This window comes from Rhodococcus opacus (genome assembly GCF_012396235.1).
Taxonomy (GTDB): domain Bacteria; phylum Actinomycetota; class Actinomycetes; order Mycobacteriales; family Mycobacteriaceae; genus Rhodococcus_F; species Rhodococcus_F opacus.
The window spans coordinates 315048-332377 of the sequence record NZ_JAAXPA010000003.1 but is presented as its reverse complement, the minus strand read 5'-3'; the positions used below and the strand labels follow the sequence as shown (position 1 = coordinate 332377).

General features: G+C 68.5%; 19 protein-coding genes and 1 pseudogene. 15 read left to right on the top strand and 5 right to left on the bottom strand.

What is annotated here, in order from left to right:
- The first annotated feature begins 87 nt into the window (after positions 1-87).
- The 3 genes and pseudogenes from HGB39_RS05605 to HGB39_RS05595 form a co-directional block, all read left to right on the top strand.
- A complete protein-coding gene (locus tag HGB39_RS05605) occupies positions 88-1548 on the top strand; it encodes a flavin-containing monooxygenase (protein WP_005562111.1) in 1461 nt (486 codons plus the stop codon).
- Positions 1545-2474, top strand: a complete 930-nt coding sequence (locus tag HGB39_RS05600) for an alpha/beta hydrolase fold domain-containing protein (RefSeq protein ID WP_210752526.1) — start codon at positions 1545-1547, stop codon at positions 2472-2474. Before HGB39_RS05605 ends, HGB39_RS05600 begins: the two co-directional genes overlap by 4 nt.
- Positions 2471-3081 (top strand): annotated as a pseudogene (locus HGB39_RS05595) (SDR family oxidoreductase); the annotation flags it as partial. The gene HGB39_RS05600 and the pseudogene HGB39_RS05595, both read left to right, overlap by 4 nt.
- Positions 3082-3123: 42 nt before the next feature.
- On the opposite strand, the gene HGB39_RS05590 reads toward HGB39_RS05595, so the two are convergent.
- Both HGB39_RS05590 and HGB39_RS05585 read right to left on the bottom strand, forming a co-directional pair.
- Positions 3124-3453 (bottom strand): SHOCT domain-containing protein, encoded by a 330-nt coding sequence (locus HGB39_RS05590; protein ID WP_005565517.1) that lies wholly within the window; start codon positions 3451-3453, stop codon positions 3124-3126.
- Positions 3454-3469: 16 nt separating this feature from the next.
- Entirely contained in the window at positions 3470-3919 is a 450-nt protein-coding gene (locus tag HGB39_RS05585) for a DUF6325 family protein (RefSeq protein WP_005565516.1), read from the bottom strand.
- A 438-nt stretch (positions 3920-4357) separates the two neighbouring features.
- On the opposite strand from HGB39_RS05585, the gene HGB39_RS05580 reads away from it, so the two are divergent.
- The 5 genes from HGB39_RS05580 to HGB39_RS05560 all read left to right on the top strand — a co-directional run bounded on the left by HGB39_RS05580 (position 4358) and on the right by HGB39_RS05560 (position 8867).
- The gene (locus HGB39_RS05580; protein ID WP_043789114.1) at positions 4358-5572 is read left to right on the top strand and encodes a low temperature requirement protein A; all 1215 of its coding nucleotides are present in this window, start codon (positions 4358-4360) and stop codon (positions 5570-5572) included.
- A gap of 116 nt (positions 5573-5688) precedes the next feature.
- Positions 5689-6939 carry a molybdopterin-dependent oxidoreductase gene (locus HGB39_RS05575; protein ID WP_064081039.1) on the top strand — a complete coding sequence of 417 codons (1251 nt, stop codon included), beginning with the start codon at positions 5689-5691 and terminating at the stop codon, positions 6937-6939.
- A gap of 1 nt (position 6940) precedes the next feature.
- The gene (locus tag HGB39_RS05570; protein WP_064081038.1) at positions 6941-7453 is read left to right on the top strand and encodes a hypothetical protein; all 513 of its coding nucleotides are present in this window, start codon (positions 6941-6943) and stop codon (positions 7451-7453) included.
- 29 nt (positions 7454-7482) lie between these two features.
- On the top strand, positions 7483-8109 hold the full coding sequence (locus HGB39_RS05565; RefSeq protein WP_005567866.1) for a methyltransferase domain-containing protein: 627 nt from the start codon (positions 7483-7485) through the stop codon (positions 8107-8109).
- A gap of 89 nt (positions 8110-8198) precedes the next feature.
- Complete coding sequence (locus tag HGB39_RS05560; protein WP_043790333.1) at positions 8199-8867, top strand: hypothetical protein; 669 nt, start codon at positions 8199-8201, stop codon at positions 8865-8867.
- 38 nt (positions 8868-8905) lie between these two features.
- Here the strand turns inward: HGB39_RS05560 and HGB39_RS05555 are convergent, their stop codons facing one another.
- A complete protein-coding gene (locus tag HGB39_RS05555) occupies positions 8906-10318 on the bottom strand; it encodes a hypothetical protein (RefSeq protein WP_005567862.1) in 1413 nt (470 codons plus the stop codon).
- A 20-nt stretch (positions 10319-10338) separates the two neighbouring features.
- Here HGB39_RS05555 and HGB39_RS05550 point away from each other — a divergent pair, with 20 nt between their 5' ends.
- From HGB39_RS05550 to HGB39_RS05520, 7 genes are all read left to right on the top strand, one after another.
- On the top strand, positions 10339-11145 hold the full coding sequence (locus HGB39_RS05550; protein WP_005567860.1) for an S-methyl-5'-thioadenosine phosphorylase: 807 nt from the start codon (positions 10339-10341) through the stop codon (positions 11143-11145).
- Positions 11142-12209, top strand: coding sequence for an NAD-dependent epimerase/dehydratase family protein (locus tag HGB39_RS05545; protein ID WP_005567858.1), 1068 nt, complete (start codon positions 11142-11144; stop codon positions 12207-12209). Before HGB39_RS05550 ends, HGB39_RS05545 begins: the two co-directional genes overlap by 4 nt.
- Positions 12202-12876: a glycosyltransferase family 2 protein gene (locus HGB39_RS05540; RefSeq protein ID WP_043790326.1), complete on the top strand. Its 675-nt coding sequence runs from the start codon at positions 12202-12204 to the stop codon at positions 12874-12876. The genes HGB39_RS05545 and HGB39_RS05540 overlap by 8 nt, the downstream gene beginning before the upstream one ends.
- Positions 12873-13547 (top strand): TIGR04282 family arsenosugar biosynthesis glycosyltransferase, encoded by a 675-nt coding sequence (locus tag HGB39_RS05535; RefSeq protein WP_005567855.1) that lies wholly within the window; start codon positions 12873-12875, stop codon positions 13545-13547. The genes HGB39_RS05540 and HGB39_RS05535 overlap by 4 nt, the downstream gene beginning before the upstream one ends.
- Positions 13548-13597: 50 nt before the next feature.
- A complete protein-coding gene (locus HGB39_RS05530) occupies positions 13598-13828 on the top strand; it encodes a hypothetical protein (protein ID WP_005567853.1) in 231 nt (76 codons plus the stop codon).
- 239 nt (positions 13829-14067) lie between these two features.
- Positions 14068-14301, top strand: a complete 234-nt coding sequence (locus HGB39_RS05525) for a hypothetical protein (RefSeq protein WP_005567852.1) — start codon at positions 14068-14070, stop codon at positions 14299-14301.
- 70 nt (positions 14302-14371) lie between these two features.
- Positions 14372-15529 carry an alpha/beta hydrolase gene (locus tag HGB39_RS05520; protein ID WP_005567850.1) on the top strand — a complete coding sequence of 386 codons (1158 nt, stop codon included), beginning with the start codon at positions 14372-14374 and terminating at the stop codon, positions 15527-15529.
- On the opposite strand, the gene HGB39_RS05515 is transcribed toward HGB39_RS05520, so the two are convergent.
- Positions 15498-16397 carry a phosphatase PAP2 family protein gene (locus HGB39_RS05515; RefSeq protein WP_100229373.1) on the bottom strand — a complete coding sequence of 300 codons (900 nt, stop codon included), beginning with the start codon at positions 16395-16397 and terminating at the stop codon, positions 15498-15500. The genes HGB39_RS05520 and HGB39_RS05515 overlap by 32 nt on opposite strands.
- 140 nt (positions 16398-16537) lie before the next feature.
- Positions 16538-17323, bottom strand: a complete 786-nt coding sequence (locus tag HGB39_RS05510) for a crotonase/enoyl-CoA hydratase family protein (RefSeq protein ID WP_043790319.1) — start codon at positions 17321-17323, stop codon at positions 16538-16540.
- Positions 17324-17330: the final 7 nt, after the last annotated feature.

Sequence of the window (17330 nt, the reverse complement as noted above, 5' to 3'; positions counted from 1 at the left end):
GGAAGTGTCAAGACCTGTGACGTGGCCCACAGTCATTCTGTTTGTACCCCATCCTGCAAACCCAGCAGGCAGAAGCGCGAGGAAGCCATGAGCACGACACATTTCGACGTTCTGATCATCGGTGCCGGACTGTCCGGCATCGGAACGGCCTGCCAGGTGGCAGCCGAGTTCCCCCACAAGACCATCGCCGTGCTGGAGCGCCGCGAGCGGCTGGGCGGGACGTGGGATCTGTTCCGCTACCCCGGTATTCGGTCCGACTCCGACATGTTCACGTTCGGCTACAAGTTCCGGCCGTGGCACGACTCGAAGGTGCTCGCGGATGGTGCGTCGATCCGCCAGTACATCGCCGATACCGCGCGGGAGTTCGGCGTCGAGGACAAGATTCGTTACGGCCTGAAGATCGTCGAGGCCGACTGGTCGACGGCCGAGGAACGCTGGACCGTGACGGCCCTGCACGAGGCAACCGGCGACATTCGCACCTTCACCTGCGGGTACCTGGTCAGCTGCACCGGCTACTACGACTACGACGCCGGCCACCTGCCGGACTTCCCGGGTACGGACCGGTTCCAGGGCCGGTGCGTCCACCCACAGCAGTGGCCGGAGGACCTCGACTACACCGGTAAGAAGGTCGTCGTGATCGGAAGCGGCGCCACCGCCGTTACCCTGGTCCCGTCGATGGCCGGCGATGCAGAGCACGTGACCATGCTGCAACGCTCACCGTCGTACATCTTCTCGATACCCGCACTCGACAAGATCTCCGAGGTACTGGGCCGATTCCTCCCCGCCAAGTGGGTGTACGCGTTCGGACGCAAGCGCAACATCGCCCTCCAGCGCGGGCTCTACCTGGCATGCCGGCGGTGGCCCCGGCAGATGCGGCGATTCCTGCTCTGGCAGGTTCGACGACGCCTCGGCCCAGGATTCGACATGAGCCACTTCACGCCGAACTACATGCCGTGGGACGAGCGCCTCTGCGCGGTGCCGGACGCGGACCTCTTCACCGCGCTGTCGTCCGGCGACGCGTCGATCGTCACCGACCACATCGACACGTTCACCGAGAAGGGCATCCTGCTGAAGTCGGGACGGGAACTGGAGGCGGACGTCGTCGTCACCGCCACCGGCCTGAAGATCCAGATGCTCGGCGGAATGGAACTGTCCGTGGACGGGCAGCCCCGCCCGCTGCACGGGCAGATGACCTACAAAGGGGTGCTCGTCGAGGGAATCCCGAACCTGGCCTGGGTTTTCGGCTACACCAACGCGCCGTGGACCCTGAAGTCCGACATCGCAGGCGCCTACCTGTGCCGGCTGCTCCGGTACATGGACGAGAGCGGTCACACCGTCGCGACGCCCCGCGACGTGGAGAACTCCGCGATGGACATCGGCATGCTCGACCAGTTGCAGTCCGGGTACGTGCAGCGCGGCAAGGATGTCATGCCCCGCCAGGGGTCCAAGGAGCCGTGGAAGGTTCTCATGCACTACGAGAAGGACTCCACGATGCTCCTCGAAGACCCGGTTCACGACGGGCTCCTGCAGTTCGGGGCGCCGGCATGAGGAACATCGACCGAGGTGTCATCCGGACCTGTCTGCGCAGCGCACGACCGCTGTTTGCGTCCCACCGCGTGCCCGTCGGGACGAAGCGCCTCATGGTCGAGACGGTGACGGCCGCCGCGCGCCCGCCTCGCGGCACCCGGTTCGAGCGCGACACGGTCGCCGGTGTCCCCGTCGTCCGGGTGCGGCCGGCGCACGCCACCGGCGGGACGCTGATCTACCTCCACGGCGGCGGATACGCCCTCGGGAGCGCGAAGGGGTACCGCGGCCTGGTCGCGCACCTCGCCGCGGCCGCCGGGACGGCCGCGGTGATCCCCGCCTACTCACGCTCACCGGAATCCCGCTACCCGATTGCGCTCGAGGAAATGGTCGCGGTCTACTCCCGGCTACTCGACGACGGACTCGACCCGAACACCACCGTCGTCGCGGGTGATTCCGCCGGCGGCGGACTGACGCTGGCGCTCGCGATGACATTGCGTGACCGTGGCCTCCCGGCCCCGGCCGCGCTCGGCCTGATCTGCCCGTGGGCCGACCTCGCGATCGACGTCGACAGGACGCGCCCGGTGCTGCGCGATCCCCTCATCCTGCCGTCCATGACGGCGGAATGGGCCCCGCGCTATGCCGGACAGCACGATCCGCGATCGCCGGGGATCTCCCCGGTGTACGGCGACATGGCGGGTCTGCCGCCGATCGTCGTGCACACCGCCGGCGACGATCCGATCTCCGTCGACGCGGAGAAGATCGAAGCAGCCGTCGCCGCCGCGGGGGGCGTCCTCGACCATCTCCGGTTCGACGACCTCTGGCACGACTTCCACCTCCAGGTCAGCATCCTCGCCGAGGCACGCGAGGCGGTCACCGACCTCGGCGCAGCCCTGCGCCGGCACGTCCTGAAGATTCACCCCGACACAGCACAGGTTGCATCCACATGAGTACGTTCGACGGCAAAGTCGCCGTCATCACCGGAGCAGATCCGGCATCGGCCGGGCCCTCGCCCTCGATCTCGCGAACTACGGCGCCAAGCTCGACGTCGCCGAACGGGAAGCAGTGCTTGCCTACGCGGACGACGTCGTCGCACACTTCGGCACGGTCCACCAGATCTACAACAACGCCGGCATCGCCTACAACGGCAGCGTCGAGAAGTCCGAGTTCAAGGACATCGAGCGGATCATGGACATCGACTTCTGGGGCGTCGTCAACGGGACCAAAGCCTTTCTGCCGCATCTGATCGCGTCCGGCGACGGACACGTCGTCAACATCTCGAGCCTGTGCGGGCTGATCGCAGTGCCCGGCCAGAGCGCCTACAACGCCGCGAAGTTCGCCGTCCGCGGCTTCACCGAGTCGCTGCGTCAGGAGATGCTGATCGCCAAGCACCCCGTCCAGGTGACGTGCGTGCATCCCGGTGGCATCAAGACCGCCGTCGCCCGGAACGCCACTGTCGCCGAGGACGAGGACGCGCAGACCTTCGCGGAGTTCTTCGACAAGCGGCTCGCCCTCCACACCCCGGAGATGGCCGCGACGACGATTCTCGACGGAGTACCTTCCATGCCGTGGATGAAGTAGGAGACTGCCGCGGTCGTCCTAGGACGCCAGGATCTTCGCCTTCTCGGCGTTGAATTCGGCTTCGGTGAGCACACCTTGCGCTCTGAGTTCTCCGAGATCCTTCAGAGCGGCGATCCGGTCGACGCTCCCTCCTCCCGAGGAGGGGGTGGGGGCGGCCTGCGGCGGGGGTGCCTCGGCGTAGGCCGGGGCCTCGTTCTGCGGTGCTTGCGGTTGCTGCTGCGGTTGCTGCTGCGGTTGCTCTTTCGCCGCCCACCGCTGGCCCTGACGTCGAGACACTCGATTCGACACGGACGTCGCGGTTCCGGCGATGACAGCGGTGCGGGCGATCCCGCGGAGAAGTCCAGGCATGGTGTTGTCCTCGGTATCAGTTTCTGGCTTCGAGAGCGTCGAGTGACGCCAGGATGCCCTGTACAGGGATGCGGCCCGACGCCACGAGTTGCGCTCCGGTGCGACGCAGGGCGGTTGCGAGCGGTGCGGCCCAAGTGTTCTCGTAGACCAGTACCGCAGCCGAAGCACCTGGCTCGAGCACGGATCCGGCGTCGGCGATGTCCGTCAGGTCGAGTAGGCCGGTCGAGGCCTCGGCGAAGAGCGACACATCTATATCGCCCACGAGTCCGACGTCGACGACGTCGATCGCCACGACGGAGCCGTCCGTTTCCTTGCGAAGGAAGACCAGGTCGAGCACTCGCACGGTGCCCTGCTCGACGAGTTCGCGGAGGATCGCCAACGCTGATCCGTCCGGTCGTCGGTCGGCAGGGAACTCCACCACGAGATAATCGATGGGTCCGCTATCCTCCGGATCGATATCGTTCACCGGAAACCTCTCTTCGTGCATGCCAACCGGATCCGCAGATGCCACCCCGGATCCGGGCTCGGTCACGGTAGTCCGGGATCTCCCACGAGAATTCCGGCCATCGTCCGAGCATAAACCGGTTCGAGGCCCTCTCACGGGCTTTCCGTGATCCCACCGTGGTGGGTTCACCCGACACACAATTGGCCGCGGCCCTGGAGGAGGCGTCGGTCCCCGACACCACCGCCCAGGGCATCCTCGACATCAATTCCGGCGCGCGACTCGAGGCGCTCCAGGGGCGTACGCCGTCACCGCACTGCTCGCCACCACGGCGTTGTTCTCAACCGCGCGGATCCCCCGCACCCCGTCGGTACGCCCGAACGAAAGGCTGCGGCCGCCCCCACGGGTCGCCGCCGTTCGTAGGACTTTCCCGCGTCGCTGTCCGGTGGCAGCATTCTCCCCGTGACTTTTGCTCATCGTTTGCGTCCCCGTCTCGTCGAAGAGCGAGCGTCGGTATCGCCGCTCGAGCTGTTCTTCGACCTCGTCTTCGTCTTCGCGCTCACCCGCGTCACCGACCTGATGGCCGAGGACCCCACCGGGGTGAACCTGCTGCGCGGCGCACTGGTGATGGCCGTCCTGTGGTGGAGCTGGGTGGGGTACGCCTGGCTCTGCAACCTCGTGCGCGCCGACGAGGGCATCGTGCGGGTGGTGATGTTCGGCGCGATGGGCGCCATGTTCATCACGGCCCTGACGATCCCCGAGGCGTTCGACGACCTGGCCGGCGGACTCGACGGCCCCGTCATCTTCGCCCTCGGGTACTTCGTCGTCCGCCTGCTGCACCTGGTGATGTTCTGGGTGATCAGCCGCACCGACCCCCAGCTGCGCGGTCAGGTGCTGCGCTTCGCACCGAGCATGATCACCGGCACCGTGTTCCTGCTCATCGCGTCGCAACTCACCGGCACCGCGCAGACGGTGATGTGGATCCTCGCCCTCGCCGGCGACTACCTCGGCACACTGATCGGCGGCACCGACTGGCGGTTGCGGTCGGTGAGCCACTTCGCCGAACGGCACGGCCTCATCATCATCGTCGCGCTCGGCGAGTCGATCGTGTCGATCGGCATCGGTGTGGCGAGCCTGCCGATCTCCTGGGCGATCATCGTCGCCTCGCTGCTGGGACTGGCAGTGTCGGGGCTGCTGTGGTGGTCGTACTTCGACGTGACGTCGCTGGCCGTCGAGCACGCCTTCGAGGAGGCGACCGGTGCGCGTCAGATCAGGATCGCCCGGAACTGCTACAGCTTCCTGCACCTGCCGATGGTGATCGGGATCGTGATGCTGTCGCTCGGCCTGAAGAAGATCCTGTCGTACGTCGGCGACGGCAACCATCACCGGCTCACCGACCCGCTGTACGGCTGGCCGCTGATCGCACTGTTCGGCGGCGCGGCGCTGTACCTCCTCGCGCTGGTCTCGTTCAAGGCGTACGCGACGAGGTCGGTCACCGTGCCGCGCGTCGTGACAGCGGTCGTGCTGATCGCGCTGCTCCCCGTCGTCTGGCACATCCCGGCCCTCGCCACCCTGGGCGTGCTCACCGCGGTCCTGGTCGCGATGATCGGATACGAGATGGTCCGGTACGACCAGCCCCGCGACGAGATCCGCCACGGAGGTGCTTCGCACCCGTGAGTACTTGTTAACGTCCGGCGGTTGACAAGTACTTACGGGCGAAGCAGTCCTGCACGGTGGCGGCACCGAATTACCTCTGAGGCCCGAGATGATCGAGCCGGAGGGATTGACACACCATGACCGACAACTCTCGCGGCCCACGATTACGCAGTCCACTGCGCGGACCGTGGCTGACCTCGGTATTCGGCCTCGTCCTGCTCATCGGACTTCCGGTCGTCATCGTCACGGGACTGCTCTCGTACATCGCGTACGGTCCGCAGTTCGGGCAGGCCCGACCCGGCGACGTCGGGTGGTTGCACCTTCCGTACTTCGCGTGGCCCACCCGGCCGTCGTGGTTGTACCGGCTCACCCAGGGGCTGCACGTCGGGCTCGGACTGATCCTGGTGCCGATCGTGCTCGCCAAGCTGTGGTCGGTGATCCCCAAACTGTTCGTGTTTCCGCCGGTGCGGTCGCCGGCGCAGGCGCTCGAACGTCTGTCGCTGATCGCCCTGGTGGGCGGTGCGCTGTTCGAGATCATCACCGGGGTCCTGAACATTCAGTACGACTACATCTTCGGCTTCGACTTCTACACGGCGCACTACTGGGGCGCGTGGGTCTTCATTGCCGGGTTCGTGACGCACACGATCCTCAAGGTGCCGTTGATGGTGAGGTCGCTGCGTTCCCGGTCGTTCCGGGAAGTGCTGCGCACGTCCCGCGCGGACACGCGCCCCGAACCGCCGGACGAGAACGGCCTCGTGGCCGAAGACCCCACCCCGCCCACGATCAGCCGCCGCGGCGCCCTCGCCCTGGTCGGTGGCGGCGCCGCCCTGGTCGCCGTCCTGTCGGTCGGGCAGACCACCGGCGGGTTCCTGCGCAGCGCCGCGCTACTCCTCCCCCGCGGCCGCTCGTATGGCGACGGTCCCAACGACTTTCAGATCAACCGCACCGCCGCGGCCGCGCAGATCACCCCGGAGCAGATCGGCGACACCTGGCGGCTCTCGGTGACGGGTGGCGCGGAACCCGTGCAGCTGAGCCGAAGTCAACTGCGCGCGATGCCGCCGCACACCGCGTCCCTTCCGATCGCGTGCGTCGAAGGATGGTCCACCACCGAGACGTGGACGGGCGTGCGACTGCGTGACCTCGCGGACGCCGCCGGGGTGACGGCGTTCACGTCGGCGAAGGTGACGTCGCTGGAACGGTCCGGGGCGTTCAACCAGGCGGTGCTGACGTCCGATCAGGTGCGCGACGCCGACGCCCTGCTCGCCCTCGAGGTCAACGGCGCGGACCTGTCCCTCGACCACGGCTACCCCGCCCGGATCATCGTTCCCGCCCTGCCCGGCGTCCACAACACCAAATGGGTGCGGGCCATCGAATTCCGGGAGGCGTGAGATGCGCCGATTCGCCCGCTTCTACGGCGCCAACCCGCTGCATCTGCTGGCGATGCTGTTCACGTTCGCCCTCGCCGGATATGCGGTGGCGGTGGTCGGTCCGCAGAATCTGTGGAATCAGGACGTGTGGTGGAAGTCGATCGCCGTGTGGTTCCTCGGCGCGGTGATCGCCCACGACCTCGTGCTGTTCCCGCTGTACGCGCTCGCGGACCGGTCCCTGACGTCCGGGCTGAACGCGTTGCGGGGCAGGAGACCGCCACGACCGCAGCCGGTTTCGGCGCTCAACTATATTCGCGTACCGGCGCTCGCGTCCGGGCTGACGCTGCTGCTGTTCCTACCGGGAATCATCGAGCAGGGTGCCGACGCGTATCTCGCTGCGACGGGGCTGACGCAGGAACCGTTCCTCGACCGCTGGCTGCTGCTCACCGCAACGTTCTTCGCGGTGTCCGCCGTCGCGTACGCCACCCGACTCGCGCTGTCCCGCAAGGACGGTGACACGGTGAGCGGCTCGTGAGGAGAGTCGACGTGTCCACGGACCTTCTGATGCGGCGCGCGTCGGCGGGACTCCCGTGCTGGGTGCGCGACGCACGGGGAACGCGTCGCCCCCTGCCGGTGGGCCGGTGGATGGGCGGGGATGCATCCTCACTCTCCGATCGGATCGCGGACCGGGTGATGCTCACCGGCTGTCACGGCGCCACCGTGGATCTCGGATGCGGACCGGGGCGCCTCACCGCGGCGCTCGTGTCGGCCGGCGTCGCGGCGCTGGGCGTCGATTCGTCGTTCACGGCAGTGCAACTCACGATCCGCCGCGGTGGACTCGCGCTGCACCGGGACATCTTCGCGCCGCTTCCACGGTCCGGGCACTGGGACCGGGTGCTGCTCGCCGACGGCAACATCGGCATCGGCGGAGAGCCGGTGCGGATACTGCGTCGCGCGCGAGAATTGTTGCAACCACACGGAATTGTGATCGCCGAGGTGGATCCGCCGACCACGACAGGAGTTCGTCACGAACTACTGCGCTGGGAGACGGAGCATCTCGCCGGCGAGTGGTTCGCCTGGGCGAGTGTGAGTGTCGCCGCGATGCCCGGGGTCGCACGCGCCGCCGGACTGAGCGTGATCGATGTTCTGCAGCACGCCAATCGGTACTTCGTGCGGATGGAATGGGCGTAAGAGCTCTCCCATCCGACGGCGAAGTCGCACCGAATACCTAGTGAACATCCACCCACCACCCCTTCCTCCGGAAAGGTTGTTTGATCATCATGTCGAACTATCGAAAAGCACTCGTAGCAGCGGCCATCGGCACCCTCGCCCTGACCCCGCTCGCGGCGTGCTCGAGCAACGATTCGAATGCATCGTCGAATGTCAGCGCAGCAGCAGCCACGCAACCCGCACCCGTCGCCCAGGTCGACAACCTGACCGGGGTGAGTACCGCTGTCGCACTGGATTCCGGCTTCACCGGAGCCCTGACGACGCTCGGCCTCACTCCCGGAGTGGTGGGTACGGCGGCCCTCGCCGACGGATCGGTCAGCTTTCCGATCACCGGCGGCAACGTCAAGTACTGGGAGCCGGGCACGGTCGATCCCTACGTACAGGGCGAGATCATGCACGACGGCAGTGGATTGTCGCTGGCGGCACCCGGCACCGTCGTCGAACTCACCGATTTCGTGATCGACCCGGGCACGTCGCTGCTCACCGGGGACGTGAGCGTCAACGGTGCGCCCGCGGCGGCCGATGCGGTGTTGTTCGATCTCAACGGCCGCACGTTGAAGCCGCTGCAGACAGGACCGAACGACACCGCGATCCTGCAGGGTACCGAGGTCAAGATCTCGGAGGACGCGGCCGGACTGCTGAACGAGACGTTCAAGACCGACGCCGTGAAGCCGGGGCTGCTGGTCGGAATCGCCACCATCACGATCGCGACCAAGTGACCGTCTGCCCCCGAACGGCACCTCGGATGCGCCGGCCGTCACCAGTTCGTGAACAGAAGATGGTTGACGGCCAGCGCACCGGCGGCCTGCACCGCGAGCCAGAACCGATGGCTTCCGCGCGGCAGGAGTGCGGGGGCGGCGAGAAGCCACACTGCGAACGGCAACCAGATCCGCTCGGTCTCCGCCTTGCTCAACGCGCTCAGGTCGGCGATCACCACCGCCAGCAGCGCGGAGAGTACGAGGAGGGGAACCGGCGACAGCGCCCGCACCCGCGACCAGGCGAACGCCCGGGGCAGCGCGGCGGGCACCGCCAACCCCACCGCGCAGACGAGCGACGCGAAGTTGGCCCAGCCCCAGTAGGCGAAGGGACGATCCGACGCGATGCCCTGGTAATACCGTTCCTGCACCAGTTGGTAGCCGTCGAACCACCAGAATCCGTACAGCGTGAACACAGCCGCCACCGCGAGCGCACCGACCAGCGCGCCGACCAGCGGGCGGGCCGTGCGCGCGATCACCAGGACGGCGACCGCCGGAATCGCCATCAGCGTGAGCCCGTAACTGAGGTAGACACCGAACCCGAGCAGCACGCCCGCCGCCACCGCGACGAGGGCGGGGACCGGGACGGCCCGAGTCGCCGACAGGGCCAGCAGGGCGATCCCCCACGCCACCACACCGGCGAACAGTGCGTCCGCCGACACCGCCACCCAGATCGCGGCGGGTGCGAGGACGAGGAATGGGGCCGCGCGGCGGGCCATGGCCTCGTCGCCGAGCGCACGGATGGCGACGATCACCGCGGCCCCGGCGCTGGATCCGACCGCGACGCACAGCGCGGACGCCCAGGCACCGCCGTCGAGTCCGATCCGGTCGAGCCAGACGAACGTCAGGAGCGCACCGGGCGGATGCCCGGACACGTGGGTGGTCCACGAATCGGCCTGCAGGTCCAGGATCCGCCCCGCGAAACCGCGCAGCGTCGCGGGGATGTCCGTGACACGAGGGACCTCGTGGAGATACTCATCGGTGGAGGTCAGGCGCCCGGCGAAGCCACGCTGCCAGCCGTCGACCAGCGCGAGCGCCATCGACCACAGGGCGGAAACGAGCCACACTCCCACCGTGAGGCGACGCCACGCCAGCGTCTGTGCCAGGCCCGGCCCCCACACCACGACCGCCGCCGCGACGGCGACGGCGACCGGCGTCCCCCACCCGAAGTGCACGTCGCGGAACCCGAACAGCGGCGCGGCGTCCGCGAAGTCCCGCACGCTCTCCGCGGTGCGGTTGACGATCGGGGTGATGGTCTCGTTTCCCAGGCGCGGGACGACGAACGCGACCACCACCAGGATCAGGGCGAGCGCGGCGCCCACGACGTCGCGGTACGGAATATTCCGCTCCTCGGCGCGCTGCGGGGATCCGATGACGTCATCTCCTTCGGCGAAAGTCGCACTCGCGCCCAGCATAACGACGGAGGATTGACTGCATGACCGCAATGAGTGCACGCGAACCGGCCCGCGCGGACGTCGCCGTGATCGGCGGGAGCGGCTTCTACTCGTTCTTCGACGAGGACGCCGCGGACGTCACGATCGACACTCCGTACGGCCGCCCCAGCGCCCCGATCACGGTCGGCGACGTGGAGGGCAGGCGGGTGGCGTTCCTCCCCCGCCACGGCGCCCGGCACGAATTCGCGCCGCACACCATCCCGTACCGCGCGAACCTGTGGGCGCTGCGCACGCTGGGCGTGCGGCAGGTGTTTGCACCCTGCGCCGCCGGCAGCCTCACCCCGGACCTCGGACCGGGCTCGATGGTCGTGCCCGACCAGTTGGTCGATCGCACCAGCGGGCGCACCCAGACGTACTTCGACGGAGGCGGCGTGCACGTGCAGTTCGCCGACCCGTACTGCTCGGACCTGCGCAAGGCCGCCGCCCGGCCGGGCACCGTGGAGGGCGGTGTGCTGGTGGTGGTCGAGGGACCGCGCTTCTCGACCAGGGCGGAGAGCCTGTGGTTCGCCCGGCAGGGCTGGACCCTCGTCAACATGACGGGCCACCCCGAGGCGGTCCTCGCCCGGGAACTCGAGATGTGCTACGCCACCATCGCTTTGGTCACCGACCTCGATGCGGGGATCGAGGCCGGCGGCGGTGTACGCGCCGTGGACGTGTTCGCCGAGTTCCAGCGCAATCTCGGGTCGCTGAAGACGCTGGTGCGGTCCGCGATCGCCGCCGCGCCCGAGGGCGCCTGCGAAGCCTGCCGCGTCCACGAGGGTGTGACACTGCCGATCGAGCTGCCATGACGGGAACACGCGTACTGCTCACGGGTGCGGCCGGATTCATCGGCAGTCACGTCCGCGCCGCGCTGACCGGAGCCGGCCACGACGTCGTGGCCGTGGATGCGCTGCTCCGCTCCGCGCACGGTGCCGACGTCGAGCCGCCAGACGGTGTGCGACGCGCCGACGTCCGCGACCTTCCCGCTCTGATCGAACTGCTGCGGGGTGTGGACGTCGTGTGCCATCAGGCCGCCGTCGTCGGTGCCGGTGTGGATGTGAGCGATGCCCCGGCCTACGCCAGCCACAACGATCTCGGCACCGCGACGCTGCTCGCCGCGATGCACGAGTCGGGTTGCGAGAAGCTGATACTCGCGTCGTCGATGGTCGTCTACGGAGAAGGCCGGTACCGCAACGGGCGGGGCGAGTTCGTGGAACCGGCCGCCCGCCGGGAGAAGGACCTGGCAGCCGGAATCTTCGACGAGACGGATCCCGATACCGGAGAGCGTCTGGAGTGGGCACTCGTAGAGGAGAACTCGCCACTACGGCCGCGGAGTCTCTACGCCGCAGGCAAGGTCGCGCAGGAGAACTATGCGCTCGCCTGGGCACTGGCCACCGGCGGTTCCGTGACCGCTCTGCGCTATCACAACGTGTACGGCGATCGCATGCCGCGCAACACCCCGTACTCCGGGGTGGCCGCGATGTTCCGTTCCGCCCTCGAGAACGGCGACCCACCGCACGTGTTCGAGGACGGCAGGCAGACGCGGGATTTCGTGCACGTCCACGACGTCGCGGCGGCGAACGTGGCTGCGGTCGAGGCGGCGCTGACCGGATTCTCGGCGTTCAATGTGTGCTCGGGACAACCGATCACGATCGGCGAGGTGGCCGCGACGCTCGCGCGTTCGTACGGTGGCCCCGAACCCGTCGTCACCGGCGAGTACCGTCCCGGCGACGTGCGGCACATCGTCGCCGACCCCCGGCTGGCCCGGGAGCGGCTGGGGTTCCGGGCGCAGATCATGCCCGCCGAGGGGATCGCGGCGTTCGCGCACGCACCCCTGAGGAACGCGGCGCCGGCGGGACCTCCCCGTGTCTGAGCGCGCACCGATCCGTGCACGGGACGTCACCGTCGTGATCCCGTGCATGAACGAGGCCGGATCCCTGCCCGGAGTGCTGGCCGCGGTGCCACCCGACTACCGGACGGTGGTGGTGGACAACAACTCCACCGACGACACCGCCGCAGTCGCCGGCGCGCACGGTGCGTCGGTGGTGCGGGAGCAGGTCCCGGGATACGGTTCGGCCGTGCACGCCGGCGTGCTGGCGGCGCGAACACCGGTGGTCTGCGTGCTGGACGGCGACGGCTCGATGGACCCGGGTGAACTCCCCCGGCTGGTCGCCGCGCTGGACTCGGGCGCCGATCTCGCCGTGGGACGGCGGCGAGCTGATCGGCGCGGCACGTGGCCGCTGCACAGCAGGACCGGCAACGCCGTCCTCGCCGCACGACTCCGGCGCCGGTACGGCCTGCCGATCCACGACCTCGGGGCGATGAGAGCCGTGCGCAGACAGGACCTCCTCGACTTGGGCGTCGACGACCGCAGGTCGGGCTACCCGCTGCAGCTACTGGTGCTCGCCGGCCGCGCCCACTGGCGGGTCGTGGAGCGTGACATCACGTATCGCCCGCGCACCGCCGGCGCGTCGAAGGTGTCGGGTTCGCTGAAAGGCACCGTCGTCGCCGTCCACGACTTCTGGAAGGTGATCGGGTGACTCTCGACGTCGCGGTGCTCGTGGTCGCGAAGGCGCCGGTGCCCGGGTTCGCGAAGACCCGGCTCGCGCGGGACGTCGGCGACGCCCGGGCCGCCGACCTCGCCGCCGCCTCGCTGCTGGACACCCTGGACGCCGTCACCGGTGCGGGTGCCGCGCGGCGGGTGGTGGCGATGACCGGCGACCTCGGCCGGGCGGTCCGGGGCACCGACATCGCGTCGGCGCTCGACCGTTTCACGGTGCTGCCGCAACGGGGTGAGGATTTCGCGGAGCGATTGGTGAACGCCCACACCGACACGTTCGACGCGTTCGGCCTGCCGGTCCTCCAGATCGGCACGGACACACCGCAGGTGACGGCGGGACTGCTCGCGGAATCGGCGGACCTGCTCACCGAGAGGAAGGGCCGATGCGTCCTCGGACTCGCGGAGGACGGCGGGTGGTGGATCCTCGGAGTGCCCGACGCCGTGGCGGCGGAGGCGATCCGCCCGGTTCCCACGTCGAGTCCGGACACCGGACGCCTCACCCGGGAGGCGCTCCTCGCGGCGGGCGCCGAGGTGCTGTCGCTGCCGACGCTCCGCGACGTCGACTACGCGGCCGACGTCGCCCCGGTCGCCGCCCTCTGTCCGGAGTCCAGCCGCTTCCGCCGTGAGTACTTATTAACCGCCCGCGGTTGACAAGTACTCACGGGGCGTTGATGCGGGCAAGTGCGAGGCAGCGAGGTTCGGTGGGATCGAGTTCGAGCCCATGGCTGGCCGGGGTCGCGTCGACGATCTTCGAGTCCGTGTCCGCCGAAGTCTCCGACGTCCGGTTCACCGCCCGCGCCGCGGTCGGGATCATGGTCTCGACCACCGACCTGTGGCTCGAGTCGTCGAAAGACTCTGGAAAACCGGACACCGGGTACTTCGTCGGCCAGCCGGTCGGTGAGGTCGCGCTCGACGTCGAGGGACAGGGCTGATCCCGCGCCGTCCTGTTTCAGCTCGCCGTCCGCCAGGAAGCGGAAGACGTTCGGGTGCTCGGCGACTGCCGACGTCTACAAGCTGGTGGCGCCCAAGTTCAACTTCCTGCTCACCACACCGCACAAGGCGCTGCACCATGCCAGCACCGGCGACTGGGTGGTGCGGTCGGCGATGGTCTTACCAACCTGTCGCTGGTCAAGAGCAACTCCGTCGGCGCATTCGCCGGACAGTATTCGCAGTGGCGTCGAACCTGCGGGACATGATCGTCCAGTACCAGGCCACGTCGTCCGCCCAGATCGTGCAGGCCGGGCTGGCGAGCGGCGATCAGGACGCCGCCGAAGTCCTGGTGTTCCTCGACCAGACGGTCACCGACTCCAACTCCCCGGACCCTCGTGTCGACCGGAACCGCATGCAACTGGCGCTGGTCCACGAGGGCAGCGGCTGGAAACTGGCGAATGTCCAACTGCTGTAACGCACCGTAACTTCCATGCCACCGGGCCCCTCTGCTCCCGCGCGTACCATCGGAGTGGATGTCGGAGAGAATGACACGCCATCCGTCCACCGTGGCCGACTGGAGCAACGATCGCCGCAAGGCGCGTCTGCACGCGACACGGCTCGGTCACCAGTGGCAGAAATTCGGTCGCACCCGGCGCCTCCTCGCCGCGGTCGCGCTCGGGACCGTCCCCCTGCTCCTGGCCGGCGGCCAGTACTGGGTTCACGACGTGCAACCCGAACGCGAGCGACTCGCACTCACCCAGCCACAGATCCACGAGGTGTACGACGCGCAGTCGCCCGCAGACCACGACACCGCCGTCGTCGACCTGGTCGGGTTGGGCAACAAGGATGCCACCGACACGGCCCGCACCCTGTCCTCGTACGACCGCATCGGGCGGGTATGGGCGGTCCAGTACGACAACGGCGGCATCGACACCAAGGTGATCAGCGAACTGATCGCCGCCCGCGCGGCCGACGAGGGCATCGACAACATCGTCCTGTCCGGGCACAGCATGGGTGGCGTCGTCGCGCTGGAGGTCGCGCAGCACATCTACGAGGACACGGACGCCAACCTCATCGGAGTGGTACTCGACTGCACCCCGGTGGACCTGCACGCCGTCCGGGCCGGGAGCCGCGACAGCGGCGAGGACATGCTGCGGTGGATCGGCTGGCTCCCCGGCGCGCGGGAGAGCCGGACGATGCGCCTGCTGGTGGAGACCGCGGCCCGGCAGAGCAGGTTCCTCGACACGAAGTCGGACTGGTATCCGCACGTCGACGTCGACGAGTTCCGCGACGTCGTCGACGAGGTCCTCACCGAGAAGGTCCTGTCGGAGGACGTGGCGAGCAACGGGCTGATCGAATCGCAGTTCAAGACCATCGTCGCGTCCGGTGCGATCGACAACCTGAAGTCGCTGGCGGTGGAGACGGAAGACAAGCCGCGGCCCGGGATCGTCTTCGTGCGTCCCCGCGCGGGGTGGAAGGACCAGGTGGTCGACGTCGACTACACGCAGAAGATCCTCGTCGAACAGTCCGGCGGGACCGACGGCGCGCTGCTGGTGGCGAAGCTCGACGGGACCGGTCACGCGAATCCGAATCAGCAACGGGTCGCGTACAACGAGGCGATCGTAGGCCGCATCCTGCCTTTCCTCCAGCCCATGTTCGACGAGGTGTCGGTCACCAGCGACGCCGCGGGCGGCCGGCGGTGACGGCCCGGCCGGGCCATACCGTCGTGCGGGACTCCCACGCCCGTGCCAGCAGGACCGCCAGGCCCAGGTACGCCCATCCCGCCAGCACGTCCACGACGTAGTGCTCGCCGCCGTAGACCAACACGAACGCCATGGCGAGCGGGTAGGCGACCAGCAGCGCCCGCGACCACAGGTTCTTCGCGAACGGCCAGAGAGCGACGGCCACGAGCAGGGCGAACGCCGCGTGCAGGGACGGCAGCGCGGCGACGGGGTTGCTCTGCGCCTCCAGCCATCGTGTGCTGACATCAGTGGGGACCACACCGAATCCGAAACCGGCGACGCGGCCCACGCTGCCCGAGATCACGTCCCCCTCGGCGGCCAGCCACGGCGGAAGGGACGGAAGCAGGATGTAGGTGACCAGGCCGAGATACGACAACAACAGCACCCGCCGCATGTACCCCGACCACAGGTCGCGCGAGTACACGTAGAAGACGGCCGCGACGACCCACGGAACGATGAAGTGGCTGGTGTAGACGATTCCCGTGAGCAGAGTCCACCACGGCAGCTCACCCGTCGGGGACAGCAGATTCTCCTGCAACCACACCGTGGGGATCGTGCCGCCGAACAGCCAGGTCTCCACGGACACCAGTTCCTCCGCCCGCACCGGCATCCCGAGTTCGTGGGCGAAGCCCCGGCTGAGGTCGTACACGACGAGAGCGGCGATGAGCGGCAACCAGTCCCGCACGACGCGCAGATGGTCCTGCCACGGCCGATCTATCGTGAAGGCGACGAGGCCGGCGACGATCCACGTCGCCTGGTAGATGCGGTCGGTGGGGAGCCCCAGCGTGTAGATCGTGACGGCCAGCGCGAGCAGGTACGCACACCACACCGCGCGCCGGAACCGCACTCGTCGCCAGGAGGCACCCGGCGTCCCCGGCGGCAGCGTGTTCGCGGGTGAGGACCGCTCGTCCGACCAGTCGTCCACGCGCACAATGCTATCGCCCGTGAGTGCTTATTAACCGCCCTTGGTTAATAAGCACTCACGGGCGCAGCATCACCGTGCCTGCCTGCCCCGGCGGCGAAGCGTGCGGCACCCTCGACCGTTCCGTTGGCCAGAGAGATTGCACCGTGCCGGAATTCGTTCAGCAGGGCCTGATCCTCGGTGAGCCCCGACTGCTCGAGTAGCGACAACCGGTCCTGCCGCAGGCACACCTGAGGCAGACCGGCGATCTCGGCGGCCAGCTGCCGAGCCGCGGTGAGGGCCTCCCCGGCCGCGACCTTCCGGTTGATCAGCCCGATGCTCAGGGCTTCGTCGGCGTCGACGGGCCGGCCGGTGAGGACGAGGTCCATCGCGCGACTCTCCCCGATGAGCCTCGGCAGGCGGACGGTTCCGCCGTCGATGAGCGGCACGCCCCAGCGGCGGCAGAACACTCCGAGGACGGCGTCCGCACCAGCGACCCGCAGGTCGGCCCACAGCGCCAGTTCGAGCCCGCCTGCCACCGCGTGCCCGTCGATCGCGGCGATCACCGGTTTGGACAACCGCATCCGGGAGATCCCCATCGGAGCGTCACCGTCGGGTGCGACCCGGTTCCCGTTCCCGGAACTGATCGACTTGAGATCCGCTCCCGCACAGAATGTTCCACCCTCACCGTGGAGCACCGCGACGGACGCGTCCTCGTCCGCGTCGAATGCGCGGAAGGCGTCGGCGAGCGCGTCGGCGGTGGGCCGGTCGACGGCATTGCGGACTTCGGGCCGGTTCAGGCTGATGGTCGTGACCGGGCCGTCCTTGCGGACGAGTACCACGTCGGAAGTCATCGAGTGC